The sequence below is a fragment of the Bacillus amyloliquefaciens DSM 7 = ATCC 23350 genome (assembly GCF_000196735.1).
GTDB lineage: Bacteria > Bacillota > Bacilli > Bacillales > Bacillaceae > Bacillus > Bacillus amyloliquefaciens.
Map to the genome: position 1 here is coordinate 102,501 of NC_014551.1, position 24,083 is coordinate 126,583.

Annotated in this window: 25 protein-coding genes and 2 other annotated features; all 25 genes read left to right on the top strand. The window is 44.8% G+C overall.

What is annotated here, in order from left to right; translation table 11 throughout:
- Positions 1 to 11 precede the first annotated feature (11 nt).
- The 25 genes from ctsR to rpoB all read left to right on the top strand — a co-directional run bounded on the left by ctsR (position 12) and on the right by rpoB (position 24,060).
- Complete coding sequence (ctsR, locus tag BAMF_RS20780; protein ID WP_003156396.1) at positions 12 to 476, top strand: transcriptional regulator CtsR; 465 nt, start codon at positions 12 to 14, stop codon at positions 474 to 476.
- A gap of 13 nt (positions 477 to 489) precedes the next feature.
- Positions 490 to 1,047 carry a UvrB/UvrC motif-containing protein gene (locus BAMF_RS20785; protein ID WP_013350789.1) on the top strand — a complete coding sequence of 186 codons (558 nt, stop codon included), beginning with the start codon at positions 490 to 492 and terminating at the stop codon, positions 1,045 to 1,047.
- Positions 1,047 to 2,138, top strand: a complete 1,092-nt coding sequence (locus BAMF_RS20790; RefSeq protein WP_013350790.1) for a protein arginine kinase — start codon at positions 1,047 to 1,049, stop codon at positions 2,136 to 2,138. Before BAMF_RS20785 ends, BAMF_RS20790 begins: the two co-directional genes overlap by 1 nt.
- Positions 2,135 to 4,570, top strand: coding sequence for an ATP-dependent protease ATP-binding subunit ClpC (gene clpC, locus BAMF_RS20795; RefSeq protein WP_013350791.1), 2,436 nt, complete (start codon positions 2,135 to 2,137; stop codon positions 4,568 to 4,570). The genes BAMF_RS20790 and clpC overlap by 4 nt, the downstream gene beginning before the upstream one ends.
- A 93-nt stretch (positions 4,571 to 4,663) precedes the next feature.
- On the top strand, positions 4,664 to 6,043 hold the full coding sequence (radA, locus tag BAMF_RS20800) for a DNA repair protein RadA (RefSeq protein WP_013350792.1): 1,380 nt from the start codon (positions 4,664 to 4,666) through the stop codon (positions 6,041 to 6,043).
- 3 nt (positions 6,044 to 6,046) lie between these two features.
- A complete protein-coding gene (gene disA, locus BAMF_RS20805; RefSeq protein ID WP_013350793.1) occupies positions 6,047 to 7,129 on the top strand; it encodes a DNA integrity scanning diadenylate cyclase DisA in 1,083 nt (360 codons plus the stop codon).
- Positions 7,130 to 7,242: 113 nt separating this feature from the next.
- Positions 7,243 to 8,343, top strand: a complete 1,101-nt coding sequence (locus BAMF_RS20810; protein ID WP_013350794.1) for a PIN/TRAM domain-containing protein — start codon at positions 7,243 to 7,245, stop codon at positions 8,341 to 8,343.
- Positions 8,344 to 8,356: 13 nt separating this feature from the next.
- Positions 8,357 to 9,055 (top strand): 2-C-methyl-D-erythritol 4-phosphate cytidylyltransferase, encoded by a 699-nt coding sequence (gene ispD, locus BAMF_RS20815; RefSeq protein ID WP_013350795.1) that lies wholly within the window; start codon positions 8,357 to 8,359, stop codon positions 9,053 to 9,055.
- Positions 9,048 to 9,524, top strand: a complete 477-nt coding sequence (gene ispF / locus BAMF_RS20820; RefSeq protein ID WP_013350796.1) for a 2-C-methyl-D-erythritol 2,4-cyclodiphosphate synthase — start codon at positions 9,048 to 9,050, stop codon at positions 9,522 to 9,524. The genes ispD and ispF overlap by 8 nt, the downstream gene beginning before the upstream one ends.
- A gap of 91 nt (positions 9,525 to 9,615) precedes the next feature.
- Complete coding sequence (gene gltX / locus BAMF_RS20825) at positions 9,616 to 11,067, top strand: glutamate--tRNA ligase (protein WP_013350797.1); 1,452 nt, start codon at positions 9,616 to 9,618, stop codon at positions 11,065 to 11,067.
- Between the two features lie 2 nt (positions 11,068 to 11,069).
- Positions 11,070 to 11,303 (top strand) — a binding site (T-box leader).
- Between the two features lie 74 nt (positions 11,304 to 11,377).
- Positions 11,378 to 12,031, top strand: a complete 654-nt coding sequence (gene cysE, locus BAMF_RS20830; RefSeq protein ID WP_003156410.1) for a serine O-acetyltransferase — start codon at positions 11,378 to 11,380, stop codon at positions 12,029 to 12,031.
- Positions 12,028 to 13,428 (top strand): cysteine--tRNA ligase, encoded by a 1,401-nt coding sequence (gene cysS / locus BAMF_RS20835; RefSeq protein WP_013350799.1) that lies wholly within the window; start codon positions 12,028 to 12,030, stop codon positions 13,426 to 13,428. Before cysE ends, cysS begins: the two co-directional genes overlap by 4 nt.
- Positions 13,429 to 13,432: 4 nt before the next feature.
- On the top strand, positions 13,433 to 13,864 hold the full coding sequence (locus tag BAMF_RS20840) for a Mini-ribonuclease 3 (RefSeq protein ID WP_013350800.1): 432 nt from the start codon (positions 13,433 to 13,435) through the stop codon (positions 13,862 to 13,864).
- Positions 13,848 to 14,597, top strand: coding sequence for a 23S rRNA (guanosine(2251)-2'-O)-methyltransferase RlmB (rlmB, locus tag BAMF_RS20845; protein ID WP_013350801.1), 750 nt, complete (start codon positions 13,848 to 13,850; stop codon positions 14,595 to 14,597). The genes BAMF_RS20840 and rlmB overlap by 17 nt, the downstream gene beginning before the upstream one ends.
- Positions 14,598 to 14,603: 6 nt before the next feature.
- Positions 14,604 to 15,116, top strand: coding sequence for a ribosome-dependent mRNA decay endonuclease Rae1/YacP (rae1, locus tag BAMF_RS20850; protein WP_013350802.1), 513 nt, complete (start codon positions 14,604 to 14,606; stop codon positions 15,114 to 15,116).
- A gap of 62 nt (positions 15,117 to 15,178) precedes the next feature.
- Entirely contained in the window at positions 15,179 to 15,835 is a 657-nt protein-coding gene (sigH, locus tag BAMF_RS20855; protein ID WP_014469614.1) for an RNA polymerase sporulation sigma factor SigH, read from the top strand.
- Between the two features lie 89 nt (positions 15,836 to 15,924).
- Complete coding sequence (rpmG, locus tag BAMF_RS20860; protein ID WP_003156421.1) at positions 15,925 to 16,074, top strand: 50S ribosomal protein L33; 150 nt, start codon at positions 15,925 to 15,927, stop codon at positions 16,072 to 16,074.
- 32 nt (positions 16,075 to 16,106) lie between these two features.
- Entirely contained in the window at positions 16,107 to 16,286 is a 180-nt protein-coding gene (secE, locus tag BAMF_RS20865) for a preprotein translocase subunit SecE (protein WP_003156422.1), read from the top strand.
- 164 nt (positions 16,287 to 16,450) lie between these two features.
- Positions 16,451 to 16,984 carry a transcription termination/antitermination protein NusG gene (nusG, locus tag BAMF_RS20870; protein ID WP_013350804.1) on the top strand — a complete coding sequence of 178 codons (534 nt, stop codon included), beginning with the start codon at positions 16,451 to 16,453 and terminating at the stop codon, positions 16,982 to 16,984.
- 167 nt (positions 16,985 to 17,151) lie between these two features.
- Positions 17,152 to 17,577 (top strand): 50S ribosomal protein L11, encoded by a 426-nt coding sequence (rplK, locus tag BAMF_RS20875; RefSeq protein ID WP_003156430.1) that lies wholly within the window; start codon positions 17,152 to 17,154, stop codon positions 17,575 to 17,577.
- A 94-nt stretch (positions 17,578 to 17,671) separates the two neighbouring features.
- Positions 17,672 to 18,370, top strand: a complete 699-nt coding sequence (gene rplA / locus BAMF_RS20880) for a 50S ribosomal protein L1 (protein WP_013350805.1) — start codon at positions 17,672 to 17,674, stop codon at positions 18,368 to 18,370.
- Positions 18,371 to 18,418: 48 nt separating this feature from the next.
- Positions 18,419 to 18,561, top strand: a sequence feature (ribosomal protein L10 leader region).
- A gap of 63 nt (positions 18,562 to 18,624) precedes the next feature.
- Positions 18,625 to 19,125 (top strand): 50S ribosomal protein L10, encoded by a 501-nt coding sequence (gene rplJ, locus BAMF_RS20885; protein WP_013350806.1) that lies wholly within the window; start codon positions 18,625 to 18,627, stop codon positions 19,123 to 19,125.
- A gap of 41 nt (positions 19,126 to 19,166) precedes the next feature.
- Positions 19,167 to 19,538: a 50S ribosomal protein L7/L12 gene (gene rplL, locus BAMF_RS20890; RefSeq protein ID WP_003156436.1), complete on the top strand. Its 372-nt coding sequence runs from the start codon at positions 19,167 to 19,169 to the stop codon at positions 19,536 to 19,538.
- Positions 19,539 to 19,629: 91 nt separating this feature from the next.
- Entirely contained in the window at positions 19,630 to 20,235 is a 606-nt protein-coding gene (locus BAMF_RS20895; protein ID WP_013350807.1) for a class I SAM-dependent methyltransferase, read from the top strand.
- Between the two features lie 243 nt (positions 20,236 to 20,478).
- Positions 20,479 to 24,060, top strand: coding sequence for a DNA-directed RNA polymerase subunit beta (gene rpoB, locus BAMF_RS20900; RefSeq protein ID WP_013350808.1), 3,582 nt, complete (start codon positions 20,479 to 20,481; stop codon positions 24,058 to 24,060).
- The last annotated feature ends 23 nt before the right edge of the window (positions 24,061 to 24,083 follow it).

Here is a 24,083-nt window from a genome sequence, read left to right on the forward strand (position 1 = left end):
GAGGGGGTTGAGTGGGACATAATATTTCTGACATCATTGAACAGTACTTAAAACAAGTATTAGATCAAAATGGCAAAGAAATTTTAGAGATCAAGCGCAGTGAAATTGCTGATAAATTTCAGTGTGTTCCTTCTCAAATAAATTATGTCATCAACACCAGATTCACAAGCGAAAGAGGATATATTGTTGAAAGTAAACGGGGAGGCGGCGGTTATATTCGTATTATCAAAATTAAAATGAATAACGAAGTCGTCCTTATCAATAATATTATTTCGCAAATTCATACCCACTTGTCTCAGGCAGCCTCTGATGATATTATTCTCAGACTGTTAGAGGACGGGGTTATTTCGGAAAGAGAAGCTAAAATGATGGTGAGTGTAATGGATCGCTCAGTTCTATATATTGATTTGCCCGAACGGGATGAGCTAAGAGCCAGAATGATGAAAGCAATGCTCACATCTTTAAAACTAAAGTAAGCGGGTGAAAAGATTGATTTGTCAAGAGTGCAATGAGAGACCGGCCACTTTTCACTTTACGAAAGTTGTTAATGGAGAAAAGCAAGAAGTTCATATATGTGAACAATGCGCAAAAGAAAACAGTGACTCATACGGTATAAGTGGAAACCAAGGGTTCTCGATTCATAATTTATTATCAGGGCTGCTGAATATGGAGTCTTCATTTCAAAACACGGGTTCTCAAATGTTCGGCTACCCAGAGCAAGGCACAGCTTGTAAGAAATGCGGCATGACGTTTCAGCAACTGAGGAAAACTGGGCGGTTCGGCTGTGCGGAGTGTTACGATACGTTCTATAGCCAAATTACGCCGATCTTGCGGAAAGTCCACAGCGGGAATACGGTGCACGCCGGGAAAATTCCAAAACGTATAGGCGGAAACCTGCATGTAAGGCGGCAAATGGAAATGTTAAAAAAGGAGCTAGAATCTTTAATACACCAGGAAGAGTTTGAAAAAGCAGCGCAGGTCAGGGATCAGATCCGATCGTTGGAGCAGGAATTAAAAAGCACAGACAGTGAGGAGGAACAAGGGTAATGTCGCTCAAGCATTTTATTCAGGACGCATTAAGCAATTGGATGAAGCAAGAGGGACCTGAAAGTGACATTGTACTCAGCAGCCGTATACGGTTGGCCCGTAACTTTGAAAATATAAAGTTTCCTGCCCGGTATACGAATGAAGAAGCCTCATCCATTATTCAGCAATTCGAAGATCATTTTTCAGGGAAAAAACTTCCTGATATCGGTCAATTTCATTTAATCAGAATGAGTGAAGCTCAGCCTCTGGAAAAACGGGTGCTGATGGAGAAACATCTGATCAGCCCGAATTTAACGGAATCGCCGTTTGGCGGCTGTCTGCTTTCTGAAAATGAGGAAGTCAGCATTATGTTAAATGAAGAAGATCATATCAGAATTCAATGCCTCTTCCCCGGCTTCCAGCTTCTCAATGCGATAAAAGCTGCAAACCAGGTTGATGACTGGATTGAGGAGAAAGTGGATTACGCCTTTGGTGAGAAGAGAGGGTACTTAACAAGCTGTCCTACAAATGTAGGGACGGGGCTAAGGGCTTCGGTCATGATGCATTTGCCGGGTCTCGTATTAACTAGGCAAATGAATCGAATTATACCGGCAATTAACCAATTAGGTCTGGTTGTTAGAGGAATTTACGGTGAAGGCAGCGAAGCATTAGGAAATATCTTTCAAATTTCAAATCAAATCACACTTGGAAAGTCAGAACAGGACATCGTCGATGATTTGAACAGTGTGGCTGCCCAGCTGATTGAGCAGGAACGCTCAGCCCGAGAAGCGCTTTATCAAACCTCGAAAATTGAATTAGAGGACCGGGTATTCAGATCTTACGGAGTTTTATCCAACTGCCGTATGATTGAATCGAAGGAAACGGCGAAATGCCTTTCTGACGTTCGGCTGGGGATAGACCTGGGGATCATTAAAGGGCTATCAAGCAATATACTTAATGAACTGATGATTTTGACACAGCCGGGTTTTCTCCAGCAATATTCGGGCGGTGCATTACGGCCGAACGAAAGAGACGTGAGAAGAGCGGCTCTTATCAGGGAAAGGCTGCATTTAGAAATGAGTGCAAATAGACAGGAGGATGATTCGATATGATGTTTGGAAGATTTACAGAGCGAGCTCAAAAGGTATTGGCACTGGCACAGGAAGAAGCACTGCGCTTAGGCCATACAAATATCGGAACTGAACATATATTATTGGGGTTAGTCCGTGAAGGTGAAGGGATAGCATTTAAAGCCTTAGAAGCGCTGGGCCTCAATTCAGATAAAATGCAAAAAGAAGTGGAAAGTTTGATTGGCCGAGGACAGGAAAGCACCACATCTGTCCCTCATTACACGCCTCGAGCAAAAAAGGTAATAGAACTCTCAATGGATGAAGCCAGAAAGCTGGGACATTCTTATGTAGGAACAGAACACATACTTCTCGGGCTGATTCGTGAAGGTGAGGGAGTCGCCGCGAGAGTTCTGAATAATCTGGGTGTCAGTCTCAATAAGGCGAGACAGCAGGTTCTTCAGCTTCTCGGAAGCAATGAAACAGGGACATCTGGAGCCGGAACAAATAGCAGCGCAAACACTCCGACGCTTGACAGTCTGGCGCGTGATTTAACCGCGATTGCGAGGGAAGACAGCCTTGATCCGGTTATCGGCCGAAGCAAAGAAATTCAGCGTGTTATTGAGGTATTAAGCCGCAGAACAAAGAATAACCCCGTTCTTATTGGAGAACCGGGTGTAGGTAAAACTGCGATTGCCGAAGGCCTCGCACAGCAGATCATCAACAATGAAGTGCCGGAAATTTTACGTGATAAACGCGTAATGACGTTAGATATGGGGACGGTTGTAGCCGGCACGAAATACCGCGGAGAATTTGAAGACCGCTTGAAAAAGGTAATGGATGAAATACGTCAGGCCGGCAATATCATTTTATTCATTGATGAACTGCACACACTGATCGGAGCGGGAGGAGCAGAAGGTGCGATTGACGCGTCGAATATTTTAAAACCTTCATTGGCGCGCGGAGAGCTTCAGTGCATCGGTGCGACAACGCTTGATGAATACCGCAAATATATCGAAAAAGACGCAGCCCTGGAGCGCCGTTTCCAGCCGATTCAGGTGGATGAGCCGTCAGTCGATGAAAGCATTCAAATTTTAAAAGGACTCCGTGACCGCTATGAAGCGCATCACCGCGTATCCATTACTGATGAAGCGATCGAAGCGGCAGTTAAATTGTCCGACCGTTATATATCTGACCGCTTCCTTCCGGATAAAGCGATCGATTTAATTGACGAAGCCGGTTCAAAAGTGCGTCTCCGTTCTTTCACAACGCCTCCGAACTTAAAAGAGCTTGAGCAGAAGCTTGATGAAGTTCGCAAGGAAAAAGACGCTGCCGTTCAAAGCCAGGAATTTGAAAAAGCGGCTTCTCTTCGTGATACGGAGCAGCGCCTGAGAGAACAGGTGGAAGATACGAAAAAAACGTGGAAAGAAAAACAAGGCCAAGAGAACTCCGAAGTTTCTGTAGAGGATATCGCGATGGTTGTATCCAGCTGGACCGGGGTGCCTGTATCTAAAATTGCGCAAACGGAAACAGATAAGCTTCTCAATATGGAAAGCATTCTGCACTCTCGTGTCATTGGCCAGGATGAAGCCGTTGTAGCCGTTGCAAAGGCTGTGAGACGTGCAAGAGCCGGTCTGAAGGATCCGAAACGTCCGATTGGTTCATTCATCTTCTTAGGTCCTACAGGCGTAGGGAAGACAGAGCTGGCAAGAGCACTGGCGGAATCCATTTTCGGTGATGAGGAAGCGATGATCAGAGTGGATATGTCCGAATACATGGAGAAACATTCGACTTCACGCCTTGTCGGTTCTCCTCCGGGATATGTCGGCTATGATGAAGGCGGCCAGCTGACAGAAAAAGTGAGAAGAAAACCTTACTCTGTCGTACTGCTTGATGAAATTGAAAAAGCGCATCCTGATGTGTTTAACATTCTCTTGCAAGTGCTTGAAGACGGACGCTTGACTGATTCAAAAGGACGCACTGTTGATTTCCGCAACACGATCCTGATTATGACGTCAAACGTCGGAGCGAGCGAGCTGAAACGCAACAAATATGTCGGCTTCAATGTTCAGGATGAATCACAAAACCATAAAGACATGAAAGACAAAGTGATGGGAGAGCTGAAGCGTGCCTTCAGGCCTGAGTTTATCAACCGGATTGACGAAATTATCGTCTTCCACTCCCTTGAGAAAAAACATCTTACAGACATCGTGTCGCTTATGTCTGACCAGTTAACAAAACGTCTGAAAGAACAAGATCTCTCTATAGAGCTGACAGAAGCTGCAAAAGCAAAAGTAGCAGACGAGGGCGTCGATTTGGAATACGGCGCACGTCCGTTAAGAAGAGCGATCCAAAAGCATGTGGAGGACCGTTTATCAGAAGAGCTCCTCAGAGGCAATATTGATAAAGGGCAGCACATCGTTCTTGATGTAGAGGACGGCGAATTTGTCGTAAAAACGACTGCTAAAACGAACTAATATAGTGACAAACATGAGGCATACGTAAGCAAGTGTATGCCTCACTTTGTTATATAGAGAAATATTCGATAAGGAAGAGGTCTTACAGCGTATATGGCTAAATCAAAAACAAAATTCATCTGCCACTCATGCGGTTATGAATCCGCAAAATGGATGGGAAAGTGCCCGGGCTGCGGGGCTTGGAATACAATGGTGGAAGAAACCATAAAAAAAGCGCCGGCGAATCGGCGGGCGGCTTTCTCCCATTCCGTTCAAACCGTCCAGAAACCATCACCCATTACATCAATTGAAACATCAGAAGAACCCCGCGTTCAAACCAAGCTCGAAGAATTCAACAGAGTGCTTGGCGGCGGAGTTGTGAAGGGCTCGTTAGTATTAATCGGCGGCGATCCCGGCATCGGTAAATCAACGCTCCTTCTTCAAGTATCCGCACAATTAGCAGACACGGCCGGCAGCGTGCTTTACATTTCTGGGGAAGAATCTGTGAAGCAAACGAAGCTGCGCGCCGACAGACTTGGAATCAACAGCCAATTGTTACATGTTTTATCTGAAACCGATATGGAGTATATTTCGTCTGCTATACAAGAGATGAAACCCGCATTTGTTGTGGTAGACTCCATTCAGACCGTTTACCAAAGTGATATCACCTCAGCTCCCGGCAGTGTATCACAAGTAAGAGAGTGTACGGCCGAATTGATGAAAATCGCGAAAACAAACGGCATACCTATTTTTATCGTCGGACACGTTACAAAAGAAGGATCGATCGCAGGACCGAGATTGCTTGAGCATATGGTCGATACCGTTCTATACTTTGAAGGAGAGCGGCACCATACATTCCGTATTTTGCGGGCTGTAAAAAACCGTTTCGGCTCAACAAATGAAATGGGCATCTTTGAAATGCGGGAAGAAGGGCTTACAGAAGTGCTGAACCCTTCTGAAATTTTCTTAGAAGAGCGTTCTGCCGGGGCTTCGGGTTCGAGTATCGTTGCGTCAATGGAAGGCACGAGACCGATCTTAGTTGAAATCCAGGCGCTCATATCACCGACCAGCTTCGGAAATCCGCGCCGCATGGCTACAGGAATTGACCACAACAGGGTGTCGTTAATCATGGCTGTGCTTGAGAAGCGGGTGGGGCTGTTGCTTCAAAATCAAGATGCGTATTTAAAAGTCGCCGGCGGGGTCAAACTGGATGAACCAGCGATTGATTTGGCAGTAGCCGTCAGCATTGCTTCAAGCTTCAGAGATACACCGCCAAATCCTGCAGATTGCTTTATCGGTGAAGTGGGTCTGACAGGAGAAGTCCGCAGGGTGTCAAGAATCGAACAGCGCGTAAAAGAAGCGGCGAAGCTCGGCTTCAAGCGTATGGTCATACCTGAGGCAAATTCAGACGGATGGACAATACCAAAAGGGATTGAGGTTGTCGGAGTAGCAAATGTTGCAGAAGCGCTTCGTACTTCATTAGGAGGATCATAATAGATGGAAAAAGAGAAAAAAGGGGCGAAACAAGAGCTTGACCTGTCTGCAATCCTGCAGTTCGTTGCACCGGGAACCCCGCTCAGAGCCGGGATAGAAAATGTACTTCGGGCAAATACAGGCGGCCTGATTGTTGTCGGATACAACGATAAGGTAAAACAAGTCGTGGATGGCGGTTTTCATATTAATACATCATTTGCGCCCGCTCACTTATACGAGCTGGCCAAAATGGACGGAGCCATTATTTTAAGTGATTCCGGCCAGAAAATTCTTTATGCGAATACGCAGCTTATGCCGGAGGCGACCATTTCTTCTTCAGAAACGGGAATGAGGCACCGTACAGCGGAACGGGTGGCAAAGCAGACCGGCTGTCTCGTCATAGCCATTTCTGAACGCAGAAATGTCATTACGTTATACCAGGACAGCATGAAGTACACACTAAAGGACATAGGCTTTATTTTAACAAAGGCTAACCAGGCCATTCAAACGCTTGAGAAGTATAAAACCATTCTAGACAAAACGATTACAGCTTTAAACGCCTTAGAATTTGAGGAGCTTGTGACATTCAGTGACGTGCTGTCCGTCATGCACCGGTATGAAATGGTGCTCCGTATAAAAAATGAAATCAACATGTATATTAAAGAACTCGGAACGGAAGGCCACTTAATCTGTCTGCAGGTGATTGAACTGATTACGGATATGGAAGAAGAAGCGGCTCTTTTCATCAAAGACTATGTAAAAGAAAAAATCAAAGATCCGTTCGTGCTGTTAAAAGAGCTTCAGGATATGTCCAGCTATGATCTGCTTGATGATTCCATTTTGTTTAAGCTGCTTGGATATCCCGCTTCTACCAATCTCGATGATTATGTTCTGCCGAGAGGATACAGGCTGCTGAACAAAATTCCGCGTCTGCCGATGCCGATTGTTGAAAATGTGGTTGAGGCATTCGGATTTTTGCCAAGCATAACGGAAGCGACAGCCGAAGAACTGGATGATGTTGAAGGTATCGGCGAGGTGCGCGCCCAAAAAATCAAAAAAGGCTTAAAACGCCTCCAAGAAAAACACTATATAGATAGACAGCTTTAAGTATCGCTTAAACCTGTGGGAATCCGGGTATATTATTGTTAGTTTTTGTTTATTCTGATATTTGTAGGCTTTGACAGTCTGCTGAAAAATGCTACTTAAAAGGAGGTGGGGGTATGTTAAAACGAATAGTTCAGGCGTTCTTCATTATTGTGGGTTGCGTTGTCGGTATCTTTTTAATACCTGAATTGTTTGTACTGTCAAATATACAGGACATACCTTTAATAACAAACGCATATACGTCTGCTGCAATTGGTGCTATTATCTTTTTTCTCATCAGTATATGGACGACAGAATATGTGATTAATTGGGTAAAATGGATTGAAGATTCTTTGCTGAGAGCCCCGGTGCCGGATCTGTTATTCGGAAGTCTCGGATTGGTTTTTGGACTTATCATCGCATATCTCATTGTAAACGTGATTCCGCTGGACAATATTCCGTACCGTATATTCAGCACCATCATCCCGGTCTTTCTGGCTTTCTTTCTCGGTTATCTCGGCTTTCAGGTCGGATTTAAGAAAAAGGATGAACTGATCAGCCTGTTCTCCATTTCTGCAAGAATGCAGAAGAAAAAGGGAAGCGGCGATGAGGAGCAGGAGGAACAGGAGAAAAGGCTGAAAATCTTGGATACAAGTGTTATTATTGATGGGAGAATTGCAGATATTTGTCAGACGGGCTTTTTAGAAGGAGTCATTGTAATTCCTCAATTTGTGCTGGAGGAATTACAGCATATCGCCGATTCTTCAGATGTTTTAAAACGTAACAGAGGACGCCGCGGACTGGATATCTTGAATCGCATTCAAAAGGAACTTGATATTACCGTTGAAATTTATGAAGGCGACTTTGAAGACATTCAGGAGGTTGACAGCAAGCTTGTCAAACTTGCGAAGCTGACATCCGGCGTCGTTGTGACGAATGATTTTAATTTAAATAAAGTATGTGAGCTTCAGAAGGTTGCGGTACTGAATATTAATGACCTTGCGAACGCCGTGAAGCCGGTTGTGCTTCCGGGTGAAGAGATGAATGTGCAGGTGATTAAGGACGGGAAAGAGCATAATCAAGGTGTGGCTTACTTGGATGACGGAACAATGATCGTTGTGGAAGAAGGCCGCAATTATATAGGGAAACATATTGATGTGCTTGTAACCAGCGTACTGCAGACAGCAGCGGGGCGAATGATTTTTGCCAAGCCTAAGCTGCTTGAGAAGGCTCTTTAAGAGGGAGTTAATGATGGAGTATGTCGTAGTCATTCCGGCTGCCGGACAAGGGAAACGGATGAAGGCCGGGAAAAATAAGCTGTTCATCAGCTTAAAGGGTGCGCCTGTTATTATACACACACTGCGGGTTTTTGAAAGCCACGGCCCGTGTAAAAAAATAATCCTCGTGATCAATGAAAGTGAACGGGAAGATTTTCGTCAGCTGCTCGCCCAATTTCCGATCCAAACGGAAGTTGAGCTTGTCACCGGCGGGGCGGAGCGTCAGCACAGTGTATACGAAGGATTGAAAGTGATTGATAAGGAGTCCGTCGTCCTTGTTCATGACGGGGCGCGCCCGTTTGTCACGCATCAGCATATCGATAAGCTCGTTGAAACAGCAGAGGAGGCGGGAGCGGCTGTCCTGGCTGTTCCTGTGAAAGATACGATAAAACGGGCGGAAGGCTCCCGGGTTGCGGAGACCTTTGACCGTTCAAGCTTGTGGGCCGTTCAAACGCCGCAGGCTTTTCGTCTTTCTTTATTGAAGAAGGCGTATATGGAGGCGGAAAATAAAGGCTTCTTAGGCACGGATGACGCCAGTCTCGTCGAGCGGCTTGACGGATATCAGGTGAGTATCGTTGAAGGCAGCTATACCAATATTAAGCTGACAACACCGGATGATCTGATAACAGCGGAAGCAATCATGAAAGCGGAAAGTGGGAATCATAATGTTTAGAATCGGACAAGGATTTGATGTGCATCAATTAACGGAAGGCCGTCCTCTCATCATCGGCGGAATTGAAATACCTTATGAAAAAGGGCTGCTCGGGCATTCTGATGCGGATGTATTGCTTCATACAGTCGCAGACGCGTGCCTTGGAGCGGTAGGTGAAGGAGATATCGGCAGGCATTTCCCGGATACTGATCCGGAATTCAAGGATGCGGATTCTTTTAAGCTGCTTCAGCATGTCTGGAATATTGTCAAAGAAAAAGGATATGTACTCGGAAATATAGACTGCACGATTATTGCGCAAAAGCCGAAAATGGCTCCGCATATTGATGCTATGAGAAAACGAATAGCGGAAGGTCTTGAGGCAGACGTCTCTCAAGTAAATGTAAAAGCGACAACGACAGAAAAGCTCGGGTTTACCGGAAGAGCCGAAGGAATTGCCGCTCAGGCGACCGTTCTGATCCAAAAAGCCTGATCATTGTTTTGATGCCCGGTCTATTTGGTGGTAGAATAGATACATATATTCGGCTAGAGGCTACAGACGAGATGAAAGGAAGTATTTGAACATGGGAAATGAAGTACGCGTTCGCTATGCACCGAGTCCGACCGGACATTTGCATATCGGTAACGCCAGAACGGCGCTTTTTAACTATTTATTTGCCCGCAGCCAAGGCGGAAAGTTTATTATCCGGATTGAGGACACGGACAAAAAGCGAAATATTGAAGGCGGAGAGCAAAGCCAGCTTAACTATTTGAAATGGCTCGGCATGGACTGGGATGAAAGTGTGGATGTCGGCGGAGAGTACGGCCCGTACCGCCAGTCTGAGCGTAACGACATTTACAAAGTATACTATGAAGAGCTTCTTGAAAAAGGGCTTGCTTATAAATGTTTCTGTACGGAAGAAGAACTTGAAAAAGAACGTGAAGAGCAGATCGCCCGCGGGGAAATGCCGCGCTATTCCGGCCAACACAGAAACCTGACTCAGGAAGAGCAGGAGCAGTTTTTAGCCGAAGGCAGACAGCCGAGCATCCGTTTCCGCGTGCCGGAAGGGAAAATCATCGCTTTTAACGATATCGTAAAGGGCGAGATTTCTTTTGAATCAGACGGTATCGGCGACTTTGTCATCGTCAAAAAAGACGGAACACCGACGTATAACTTTGCCGTCGCAATTGACGATTACTTAATGAAAATGACGCACGTGCTCCGCGGTGAAGACCATATTTCAAATACACCGAAACAGATCATGATTTTTCAGGCGTTCGGCTGGGATATTCCTGTATTCGGTCATATGACGCTTATCGTAAACGAAAGCCGCAAAAAATTAAGTAAGCGTGATGAATCAATTATCCAGTTTATTGAGCAGTATGAAGAGCTGGGTTACCTGCCTGAAGCGCTGTTTAACTTTATCGGACTTCTCGGCTGGTCTCCTGTCGGTGAAGAAGAGCTCTTCACAAGAGAGCAATTTATTGAAATTTTTGATGTGAATCGTTTATCTAAGTCACCGGCTCTGTTTGATATGCATAAACTGAAATGGGTCAACAACCAATACGTCAAAGCGCTGGATCTTGATCAAGTTGTTGAGCTGACTCTTCCTCACCTGCAAAAAGCAGGAAAAGTCGGCACTGAGCTTTCTGCCGAAGAGCAGGAATGGGTGCATAAGTTGATCTCTCTTTATCATGAGCAATTGAGCTACGGCGCTGAAATTGTCGAGCTGACTGATTTGTTCTTTAAGGATGAAATCGAGTATAATCAAGAGGCAAAAGCCGTTCTGGAAGAAGAACAGGTGCCTGAAGTGCTCAGCGCATTTGCTGCGAAGCTTGAAGAGCTTGAAGAATTTACGCCTGAGCAGATCAAAGCCTCAATTAAAGCTGTTCAGAAAGAAACAGGCCATAAAGGCAAAAAGCTGTTCATGCCGATTCGTGTAGCGGTTACCGGCCAGACACACGGTCCGGAGCTTCCGCAGGCTATTGAGCTGATCGGAAGAGAAACAGCCGTAAAACGCCTGAAAAGCATCTAAATATACGATTGTTGACAGGGAAGAGTATAAAACAATGACCATTACAGAAAGAATCTTCATCGGCTGAGAGAGATTCATGCGTCATGTTTTAGAAGTGCGCCCTTAAGACCTTTGAAGAACATTTCTGCGGAAATCAGTATTTAAAGGCGGCCGCCGCCGTTACCGGCTTTTAAGTTGGGAAAACAGCATTTTGTTTTTCAAACAGAGTGGAACCGCGCGGTAAAAGCGTCTCTGTCATGTTTACATGCAGAGGCGCTTTTTTTATAGGCGGAAAAATAGACTGGAGCGGGGAGAGAATGGGGGGAAGCATGTGTTTTTTAAAATGCTAAAAGAAGACATAGATACAGTGTTCGATCAAGATCCGGCAGCAAGAAGCTATTTCGAAGTTGTTTTAACTTATTCTGGTTTACATGCTATATGGGCGCATCGGATTGCACATGCTTTATATAAACGGAGGTTTTTCTTCCTTGCGCGGCTGATATCGCAGATTGCCCGTTTCTTTACCGGTATTGAAATCCATCCCGGCGCGACCATCGGGAGAAGATTTTTCATTGACCACGGTATGGGGGTCGTCATAGGGGAAACGTGTGAAATCGGCAATAACGTGACGGTTTTCCAAGGTGTCACTCTCGGGGGAACGGGAAAAGAAAAGGGAAAGCGGCATCCGACCATTAAAGATGATGCTTTAATTGCAACAGGGGCGAAGGTGCTCGGCTCTATAACAGTCGGGCAAGGTTCTAAAGTAGGGGCCGGCTCCGTTGTGCTGCGTGATGTTCCCGACTTTTCAACCGTTGTCGGCATACCGGGAAAAGTCGTCATTCAGAACGGAAGAAAAATCAAACGCGATCTCAATCACCAAGACTTGCCCGATCCGGTTGCTGACCGGTTTAGAGCATTGGAGCAGCAGATTTTTGAGCTGCAGGCTGAACTGGAAGATAAAAAAGAAAGGATCAACCAAAAATGACCATTACACTTTATAATACATTGACACGGAAAAAGGAAACATTCGTTCCTCTTGAGGAAGGAAAAGTAAAAATGTACGTGTGCGGACCGACTGTATACAACTATATTCATATCGGAAACGCCCGTCCGGCGATTGTGTATGACACCGTACGCAACTATTTGGAATATAAAGGGTACGACGTTCAATATGTATCGAATTTCACCGATGTTGACGACAAACTGATTAAAGCCGCCAACGAGCTCGGCGAGGACGTTCCGACCGTTTCTGAGCGGTTCATTAAAGCGTATTTTGAAGACGTGGGCGCCCTCGGATGCCGGAAAGCAGATCTTCACCCTCGGGTTATGGAGAACATGGACGCCATTATTGAATTTGTCAGCGAGCTGATTAAAAAAGGCTACGCTTATGAATCAGAAGGCGACGTCTATTTCAAAACAAGAGCCTTCGAAGGCTACGGCAAGCTATCTCAGCAATCAATTGATGAACTCAGATCTGGAGCGCGTATCCGTGTCGGTGAGAAGAAAGAGGATGCGCTGGACTTTGCTCTTTGGAAAGCCGCCAAAGACGGAGAAATCTCATGGGATAGCCCTTGGGGAAAAGGCCGCCCAGGCTGGCATATTGAATGCTCCGCAATGGTGAAAAAGTATTTGGGTGACGAGATCGATATTCATGCCGGCGGTCAGGACCTGACATTCCCGCACCATGAAAATGAAATCGCACAATCCGAAGCATTGACAGGCAAGACATTCGCAAAATACTGGCTTCACAACGGTTATATCAATATAGATAATGAGAAAATGTCAAAATCGCTCGGCAACTTTGTTTTGGTGCACGATATCATTAAGCAATATGACCCGCAGCTGCTGAGATTTTTCATGCTGTCCGTTCATTACCGCCACCCGATCAACTATTCGGAGGAGCTGCTTGAGAAAACAAAAAACGCGTTTAACCGCTTGAAGACGGCCTACAGTAATTTAAACCATCGTTTGATTAGCAGCACGAATCTGACTGACAATGATGATGAATGGCTCGCTAAAATCGAAGAGCACCGCACGGCATTTGAAGAAGCAATGGATGATGACTTTAATACGGCGAATGCGATTTCCGTATGGTTTGATTTAGCGAAGCTCGCCAATTACTACATGCAGGAGGACAATACGGCGGATCACGTCATTAAAGCCTTTATCAGCATGTTTGACAGAATCGGATCTGTTCTCGGACTTACGCTCGGTGAAGAAGAGCTTGTCGATGAAGAAATTGAAGAATTGATTGAGAAGAGAAATGAAGCCCGCCGTAATCGCGATTTTGCTTTATCCGACCAGATTCGCGATCAGCTGAAAAGCATGAATATCATTCTTGAGGATACGGCTCAGGGAACTCGCTGGAAGCGGGGAGAGTAAGCGGATGCTTCAATTTGAACAAATCAAAGATTCAAAGCAGTTAAACGGTCTTGCGCTCGCTTATATGGGTGATGCCATTTTTGAAATATATGTCCGGCATCACCTGCTTAAGCAGGGCCATACGAAACCGAATGACCTTCATAAGAAAGCAAGCCGGATTGTATCGGCAAAATCACAGGCAGACATTCTTTTCCGCCTTCAGGACGAATCCTTTTTCACGGAAGAAGAGGAAGCCGTGCTGAGAAGAGGAAGAAACGCGAAATCAGGGACGACACCTAAAAACACAGATGTACAGACGTACCGCCATAGTACAGCTTTTGAGGCTTTGCTCGGATATCTTTTTCTTGAGAAAAGAGAAGAAAGACTGGATCAGCTGATTACTGAGGCTTTACAAGTCGGGACGTCAGGGAGGAAAACAAATGAGTCAGCAACATGATTACGTCATAGGAAAAAACGCAGTGATTGAGACGTTAAAGTCTGATCGCAAGCTGTACAAGTTATGGATGGCGGAAAACACAGTAAAAGGACAGGCGCAGCAAGTTATTGAGCTTGCGAAAAAACAAGGCATCACTATCCAATTTGTACCGAGGAAAAAACTCGATCAGATGGTGGAGGGGCAGCATCAGGGAGTTGTCGCCCAGGTGGCGGCATATGAATATGCACAATTAGACGAATTATATAAAAGAGCGGAAGAGAGAAACGAACAGCCTTTCTTTCTCATATTGGACGAGCTGGAAGACCCTCATAACCTCGGATCTATCATGAGAACGGCTGATGCCGTCGGCGCACACGGCATCGTTATTCCGAAACGCAGAGCGGTCGGTCTGACTGCGACGGTCGCAAAAGCATCGACCGGTGCCATTGAACACATTCCCGTCGTGAAGGTGACCAACCTTGCCCGGACACTTGATGAAATGAAGGAGCGGGGCATTTGGGTTGTCGGAACGGATGCATCCGCCCGGGAAGACTACCGCTCTATGGACGGCAAGATGCCTTTGGCGCTTGTTATCGGAAGCGAAGGAAGAGGAATGGGCCGCCTTGTGAAAGAGAAATGTGATTTTCTCATTAAACTTCCGATGGCCGGAAAAGTCACGTCTCTGAATGCGTCAGTAGCGGCCGGCCTTCTGATGTATGAAGTCTACCGGAAACGCAATCCTTTAGGGGAATAAAGACCGATGGACATCCTATTAGTAGACGGATACAACATGATAGGAGCTTGGCCGCAGCTAAAGGATTTAAAAGCGAACAGTTTTGAAGAAGCGAGAGATGTGCTGATTCAGAAGATGGCGGAATATCAGTCATACACGGGAATCAAAGTCATTGTGGTGTTTGACGCACATCTGGTAAAAGGCATAGAGAAAAAACACACGAATCACAGAGTCGAAGTGATTTTTACACGGGAGAATGAAACGGCGGATGAGCGGATCGAGAAGCTTGCCCAGGCGCTGAATAATATCGCGACACAGATTCATGTCGCGACCTCTGATTATACGGAGCAGTGGGCGATTTTCGGACAAGGGGCTCTCCGCAAATCCGCCCGGGAGCTGCTGAGGGAAGTTGATGCGATAGAACGCCGGATTCAAAGACGGGTTTCAAAGATCACTTCCGAAAAACCCCCGGGTAAAATCGAGCTGTCCGAAGAGGTTTTGAAAACGTTTGAAAAGTGGCGTCGCGGCGGCCTGGATTAGGTTGACGCTTTTTCGCCCATTAATGTATAATATTTCTATCTACGTGCGCCGGGGGGATCGCAGTGAATCTACAGAACAACAAGGGAAAATTCAACAAAGTGCAGTTTTGCCAGTTGGAGGACGAGCAGGTCATTGAAAAGGTTCATGTTGGGGATAGTGATGCGTTAGATTACTTGATTACGAAGTACCGTAATTTTGTACGGGCGAAAGCCAGGTCTTATTTTTTAATAGGGGCTGACAGAGAAGATATTGTACAGGAAGGGATGATAGGCTTATATAAGTCTATCCGAGACTTTAGAGAGGACAAGCTCACTTCATTTAAAGCTTTTGCAGAATTATGCATTACCCGCCAGATTATTACCGCTATAAAGACAGCTACCCGTCAGAAACACATTCCTTTAAATTCCTATGTTTCTTTAGACAAGCCTATTTTTGATGAAGAATCAGACAGAACACTGCTTGATGTCATCTCAGGCGCTAAAACGTTAAATCCTGAAGAAATGATTATTAATCAGGAAGAATTTGATGATATTGAAATGAAAATGGGAGAACTGCTGAGCGATCTGGAGAGAAAGGTGCTTGTTTTGTACTTAGACGGAAGAAGTTACCAAGAAATTTCAGATGACTTAAACCGACACGTAAAATCAATCGATAATGCCTTGCAGCGTGTAAAGCGCAAGCTTGAGAAGTATTTAGAAATAAGAGAAATCAGCATGTAGCGGGTTTCTGTGTCATATTGACAGAATTTTTCTGACTGTGCTATTTTATTAAGATAAATGAATGTCTATTTAGGAAAAGGTGTAACGATATGAGAAAAAAGATTACGCTGGCATGCAAAACATGCGGAAATCGTAATTATACGACAATGAAAAGCTCTGCATCAGCGGCTGAGCGGTTAGAAGTTAAGAAGTACTGCAGCACTTGCAATTCACATACAGCTCATTTAGAAACAAAATAGTGTTCGCTTTTTAAATTGTGGAGGTCTTTTACATGCGCATGATGAGTTTCTTTAAAGATGTTGGGAAAGAAATGAAAAAGGTTAGCTGGCCAAAAGGCAAAGAGTTAACGCGCTATACGATCACGGTGATTTCAACGGTTATCTTTTTTGTTATCTTTTTTGCCCTCCTTGATACAGGAATTTCTCAATTAATTCGTTTAATAGTTGAATAATGATCAGCAATACGTGCTATAATAGATCATAATATCGTTTGCCAAAACCCGTTCAGCGGGTTTTTTATTGTGTTGAAAAAAGGATTCATAGGCTCTGCGCCTATTTTTTGTTTTACACTTCATTTTTAAATGCGGGGAGGGAAGGACTGCAGAGTCCTGATAGAATGGAAAAGAATTGGTATGTTGTTCATACGTATTCCGGTTATGAAAACAAAGTAAAAGCAAACCTTGAAAAACGTGTGGAATCAATGGGAATGCAGGATAAAATTTTCCGCGTGGTCGTTCCTGAAGAAGAAGAGACTGATATTAAGAACGGCAAGAAAAAAGTAGTCAAAAAGAAAGTATTCCCGGGATATGTGCTTGTTGAAATCGTCATGACTGATGATTCATGGTATGTGGTCCGCAACACGCCGGGCGTTACCGGATTCGTCGGATCAGCCGGTTCAGGCTCAAAACCGACTCCGCTTTTACCCGGCGAAGCGGAAGCCATCTTAAAACGGATGGGCATGGACGAGCGGAAAACAGACATTGATTTTGAATTGAATGAGACAGTCAAAGTCATAGACGGACCATTCGCCAACTTTACAGGATCAATTGAAGAGATTGATTATGATAAGAGCAAAGTGAAAGTATTCGTTAACATGTTCGGCCGTGAAACGCCTGTTGAACTGGAATTTACCCAGATCGACAAATTGTAATGTGAAAAAACTTGAAATTGCTATATATTAATGATAATATAGCAAAGGTACGTCTTGGACTAATCCAAGGCAGCTAGCTTGATATTTCGTCATTCATATAAAGAATGAAACCTTGAGTGGGAGGGTTTACCCTATTACCACATCACGGACTTAAGGAGGTGTGTCTCGTGGCTAAAAAAGTAGTAAAAGTTGTAAAATTGCAAATTCCTGCTGGAAAAGCTAACCCAGCGCCGCCAGTTGGACCTGCACTAGGTCAAGCCGGTGTAAATATCATGGGATTCTGTAAGGAGTTTAACGCTCGTACAGCTGACCAAGCTGGTTTAATCATTCCTGTTGAAATTTCGGTTTACGAAGACCGTTCATTTACATTTATTACAAAAACTCCGCCTGCTGCAGTATTGCTTAAAAAAGCAGCTGGAATTGAGTCTGGTTCTGGTGAACCAAACCGTAATAAAGTGGCAACCGTTAAGCGCGATAAGGTTCGCGAAATCGCTGAAACGAAAATGCCTGACTTAAACGCAGCAGACGTTGAAGCGGCAATGCGCATGGTTGAAGGTACTGCCCGCAGTATGGGTATCGTTATCGAGGATTAATTTGTTTCTTGTCGGGTTGCGAGTTTTCACAAGTTCGCAACCCTTATTCGTGGGAGGTTATTCCGCTATAACCACATAAGGAGGAAATTTTAAAATGGCTAAAAAAGGTAAAAAGTACGTTGAAGCTGCGAAGCTTGTAGACCGTGCAAAAGCTTACGACGTCGCTGAAGCAGTGGCGCTTACTAAAAAAACAAACACAGCTAAATTCGACGCTACAGTTGAAGTTGCTTTTCGTTTAGGGGTTGACCCTCGTAAAAACGATCAGCAAATCCGCGGTGCAGTCGTTCTTCCTAACGGAACTGGTAAAACTCAGCGTGTGCTTGTATTCGCTAAAGGCGAAAAAGCAAAAGAAGCTGAAGCTGCCGGTGCAGACTACGTAGGCGATTCTGATTACATCACGAAAATCCAGCAAGGCTGGTTCGATTTTGATGTAATCGTTGCGACTCCTGACATGATGGGTGAAGTCGGTAAAATCGGCCGTGTGCTTGGACCAAAAGGTCTTATGCCAAACCCTAAAACAGGAACTGTTACATTCGAAGTAGAAAAAGCAATCGGCGAAATCAAAGCTGGTAAAGTTGAATACCGCGTTGATAAAGCTGGTAACATCCATGTTCCAATCGGAAAAGTTTCTTTCGAGGATGAAAAACTTGTTGAGAACTTCACAACAATGTATGATACAATCCTGAAAGCAAAACCGGCTGCGGCTAAAGGTGTTTACGTGAAAAACGTTGCCGTTACTTCTACTATGGGCCCTGGTGTCAAAGTAGACGCTTCTACTTTCAACGTAAAATAATATTTGACTTTAGATCAGCATTCTGATATGATTCAAAATGTTGTAAAATATAATATGTCATTTATACCGTAGACAGCAGGGGCCGTTGTGGCTTAATATCCTGCCGAGGTGTATATATATCACAGCTATTACGTTACGTATGCTTGTATATACAGCCTCCATGTCCACATGGAGGCTTTTTATATGGAATCGTCGTCACAGTCGTGATCACCTAGCGGTATAAGTGTTACACAAAATCTACAGGAGGTGTAACCATGAGCAGCGCAATTGAAACAAAAAAAGTTGTTGTTGAAGAGATTGCTTCTAAACTGAAAGAAAGCAAATCAACGATCATCGTTGACTACCGTGGACTTAACGTTTCTGAAGTAACTGAACTCCGTAAACAGCTTCGCGAAGCTAACGTAGAGTTCAAAGTGTACAAAAACACAATGACTCGCCGTGCGGTTGAACAAGCTGAACTTGATGGTTTGAATGATGTCTTAACTGGACCGAATGCGATCGCATTCAGTACTGAAGATGTTGTCGCTCCGGCGAAAGTTCTTAACGAGTTCGCGAAAAACCACGAAGCTCTGGAAATCAAAGCGGGCGTTATCGAAGGTAAAGTATCTTCTGTTGAAGAAGTGAAAGCTCTTGCTGAACTTCCTTCACGCGATGGCTTACTTTCTATGTTGCTTAGCGTACTTCAAGCTCCAGTTCGCAACCTTGCACTTGCAGCTAAAGCAGTTGCAGATCAAAAGGAAGAACAAGGCGCTTAATCTGATTTTAACCTAAAATAAAACAAATGGAGGAATTTCAAATGGCTTTAAATATCGAAGAAATCATTGCTTCCGTTAAAGAAGCAACTGTACTTGAATTGAACGACCTAGTAAAAGCAATCGAAGAAGAATTTGGCGTAACTGCTGCTGCTCCTGTAGCTGTAGCTGGCGGAGCTGCTGCTGGCGGCGCTGCTGAAGAGCAAAGCGAATTCGACCTTATCCTTGCTGGTGCAGGTTCTCAGAAAATCAAAGTTATCAAAGTTGTTCGTGAAATCACTGGTCTTGGCTTGAAAGAAGCTAAAGAACTTGTTGACAACACTCCAAAACCACTTAAAGAAGGTATTGCGAAAGAAGAAGCTGAAGAGCTTAAAGCTAAACTTGAAGAAGTTGGCGCTTCTGTAGAAGTTAAGTAATCTTCACTTGCCTGTAGGGGAAGCTCGCTTTTATGAGGCGGGCTTTTTCTTTGCTTTTCTTTAAGTGCCATTAAAAAAGGAGGTTCTAATAATGAGTGAACACTATTATTCAGAAAAACCTTCAGTTAAAAGCGATAAACAGACATGGTCATTTACACTGCGGAACAGATCTTATACATTCACAAGTGACAGCGGCGTTTTCTCGAAAAAGGAAGTTGATTTCGGTTCACGTGTCTTAATTGAAGCGTTTGAAGAGCCTGAAATTGACGGTGACTTCTTGGATGCAGGCTGCGGCTACGGGCCGATCGGTCTGTCGCTTGCCGGTGAATTTACAGACCGGACCGTGCACATGATTGACGTGAATGAAAGAGCCGTAGAGCTGTCAAATGAAAATGCAGAAAAAAACGGAATAAAAAACGTTCGGATTTATCAGAGTGATTTATTTTCAAATATTGATTCTGCTCAAACATTTGCTTCGATTATTACAAACCCCCCAATCCGCGCCGGAAAAAAAGTTGTCCATGCCATTTTTGAAAAAAGCGCTGAGCATTTAAGGGCTTCAGGTGAATTGTGGATCGTTATACAGAAAAAACAGGGCGGGCCTTCTGCCGTTGAAAAACTGAAGGAACTTTTTGACGAAGTTTCTGTTGTTCAAAAAAAGAAAGGCTATTATATCATAAAAGCAAAAAAAGTTTGACTTGAATTTTCAGCTATGTTAATTTTGTAAAATGCCAATGTATATATTTTGCATGATATGCTGAATAATCATAGTGCATGTATAAATTATACAAACATGGAAATGCTAATAAAATCGGTATTTGTTTTTGGATGTGGTTTTCTTAATTAGAAACCCTTTTTTCTTTTGTCTTGTAAAAGTATTTCTTCATTGTAAGGGATGCTTATTACACATATAATACGCATGATTTGAGGGGTGAATCAGTTGACAGGTCAACTAGTTCAGTATGGACGACACCGCCAGCGCAGAAGCTATGCTCGCATTAGCGAAGTGTTAGAATTACCAAATCTCATTGAAATTCAAACCTCTTCTTATCAGTGGTTTCTTGATGAGGGTCTTAGAGAGATGTTTCAAGACATATCACCAATTGAGGATTTCACTGGTAACCTCTCTCTTGAGTTCATTGACTACAGTTTAGGAGATCCTAAGTATCCCGTTGAAGAGTCAAAAGAACGTGATGTGACTTACTCAGCTCCGCTAAGAGTGAAGGTTCGTTTAATTAACAAAGAAACTGGAGAGGTAAAAGACCAGGATGTCTTCATGGGTGATTTCCCTATTATGACAGATACCGGTACTTTTATCATCAACGGTGCAGAACGTGTTATCGTATCTCAGCTTGTTCGGTCTCCAAGTGTATATTTCAGTGGTAAAGTAGACAAAAACGGTAAAAAAGGTTTTACCGCGACTGTCATTCCAAACCGTGGCGCATGGTTAGAATACGAAACTGATGCGAAAGATGTTGTGTATGTCCGCATTGATCGCACACGTAAGTTGCCGGTTACGGTTCTTTTGCGTGCTCTCGGCTTCGGTTCCGACCAAGAGATTCTCGATCTCATTGGAGAGAACGAATATCTCCGCAATACACTGGATAAGGACAACACTGAAAACAGTGACAAAGCGCTTCTTGAAATCTATGAGCGCCTTCGTCCCGGAGAGCCGCCTACAGTAGAAAACGCAAAGAGCTTGCTGGATTCCCGTTTCTTCGATCCGAAGCGATACGACCTTGCGAATGTAGGACGCTATAAAATTAATAAAAAGCTTCATATCAAGAACCGCCTGTTTAACCAGCGCCTTGCAGAGACACTGGTGGATCCTGAAACCGGTGAAATTCTCGCTGAAAAAGGGCAGATTCTTGACAGAAGAACACTTGATAAAGTACTGCCATACTTAGAAAATGGAATCGGCTTCAGAAAACTTTATCCTAACGGCGGCGTAGTCGAGGATGAAGTGATGCTTCAATCCATTAAAATCTATGCTCCTACTGATGCAGAAGGAGAGCAGACGATCAACGTGATCGGCAATGCTTACATTGAAGAGGCGATTAAAAACATTACGCCTGCTGATATTATTTCTTCTATCAGCTACTTCTTCAACCTCCTGCACGGAGTGGGCGACACTGATGATATCGACCATCTCGGAAACCGCCGTCTGCGTTCTGTAGGTGAACTCCTGCAAAACCAATTCCGTATCGGTTTAAGCCGGATGGAACGTGTCGTACGTGAAAGAATGTCAATTCAAGACACAAACACAATCACGCCGCAGCAGCTGATTAACATCAGACCTGTTATTGCGTCTATTAAAGAGTTCTTCGGAAGCTCACAGCTTTCTCAATTCATGGATCAGACGAACCCGCTTGCTGAATTGACGCATAAACGCCGTCTGTCAGCTCTCGGACCGGGCGGTTTGACGCGTGAGCGTGCAGGTATGGAAGTACGTGACGTTCACTACTCTCACTATGGACGTATGTGTCCGATTGAAACGCCTGAGGGCCCGAACATCGGTTTGATCAACTCATTGTCATCATTTGCGAAAGTAAACCGCTTTGGTTTCATTGAGACGCCATACCGCCGCGTTGATCCTGAAACAGGAAAAGTAACGCCTAGAATCGACTACCTGACTGCTGATGAAGAGGATAACTATGTCGTAGCCCAAGCGAACGCTAAGCTGAGCGATGACGGTTCTTTCTTGGATGACAGCATCGTAGCCCGTTTCAGAGGGGAAAACACCGTTGTAGCCCGCAACCGCGTGGATTACATGGACGTATCTCCTAAACAGGTTGTATCTGCTGCGACAGCATGTATTCCGTTCTTGGAAAACGATGACTCGAACCGCGCCCTCATGGGAGCGAACATGCAGCGTCAGGCTGTGCCTTTGATGCAGCCGGAAGCTCCGATCGTCGGAACGGGTATGGAATACGTATCCGGTAAAGACTCCGGTGCAGCCGTTATTTGTAAACACCCTGGTATCGTTGAACGGGTGGAAGCGAAAAACGTATGGGTGCGCCGCTATGAAGAAATTGACGGTCAAAAAGTAAAAGGCAACCTGGATAAGTACAGCTTGCTGAAATTTGTCCGCTCCAACCAAGGTACGTGCTACAACCAGCGTCCGATCGTCAGTGTCGGTGATGAAGTAGTCAAAGGAGAAATCCTTGCTGACGGCCCTTCAATGGAGCTGGGTGAGCTTGCTCTCGGCCGCAACGTAATGGTCGGCTTCATGACATGGGATGGTTATAACTATGAGGATGCCATCATCATGAGTGAACGTCTTGTGAAAGATGATGTATACACATCTATTCACATTGAAGAATATGAATCAGAAGCACGTGATACAAAGCTTGGACCGGAAGAGATCACCCGCGATATTCCAAACGTAGGGGAAGATGCGCTTCGCAACCTTGATGACCGCGGAATTATCCGTATCGGTGCGGAAGTCAACGACGGAGACCTTCTCGTAGGTAAAGTAACGCCTAAAGGTGTAACTGAGCTTACGGCTGAAGAGCGCCTTCTGCATGCAATCTTTGGAGAAAAAGCGCGTGAAGTCCGTGATACTTCTCTCCGTGTGCCTCATGGCGGCGGCGGAATTATCCACGACGTAAAAGTCTTCAACCGTGAAGACGGAGACGAACTTCCTCCGGGCGTGAACCAGCTTGTACGCGTATATATCGTTCAGAAACGTAAGATTTCTGAAGGGGATAAAATGGCCGGACGTCACGGAAACAAAGGGGTTATCTCGAAGATTCTTCCTGAAGAAGATATGCCTTACCTTCCTGACGGCACGCCGATCGATATCATGCTTAACCCGCTGGGTGTACCATCCCGTATGAATATCGGTCAGGTATTAGAACTTCACATGGGTATGGCTGCCCGCTACCTCGGCATTCACATCGCGTCACCTGTATTTGACGGCGCGCGTGAAGAAGACGTGTGGGAAACACTTGAAGAAGCAGGCATGTCAAGAGACGCCAAAACAGTTCTTTATGACGGCCGTACGGGAGAACCGTTCGACAACCGTGTATCTGTCGGAATCATGTACATGATCAAACTGGCACACATGGTTGATGATAAACTTCATGCCCGTTCTACAGGCCCTTACTCACTTGTTACGCAGCAGCCTCTCGGCGGTAAAGCCCAATTCGGCGGACAGCGTTTCGGTGAGATGGAGGTTTGGGCGCTTGAAGCTTACGGCGCAGCTTACACGCTTCAAGAAATCCTGACTGTGAAGTCTGATGACGTGGTCGGACGTGTGAAAACATATGAAGCCATCGTCAAAGGCGATAATGTTCCAGAGCCTGGTGTTCCGGAATCATTCAAAGTATTGATCAAAGAGCTTCAAAGCTTAGGTATGGATGTAAAAATCCTCTCAAGTGATGAAGAAGAAATAGAAATGAGAGATCTAGAAGACGAAGAAGATGCGAAACAAGCTGACGGCCTTGCATTATCAGGTGATGAAGCGCCGGAAGAAACAGCATCTCCAGACGTTGAACGTGACGCAGTAACTAAAGAATAGTCTCTGATTGATAAAGGCAAGTG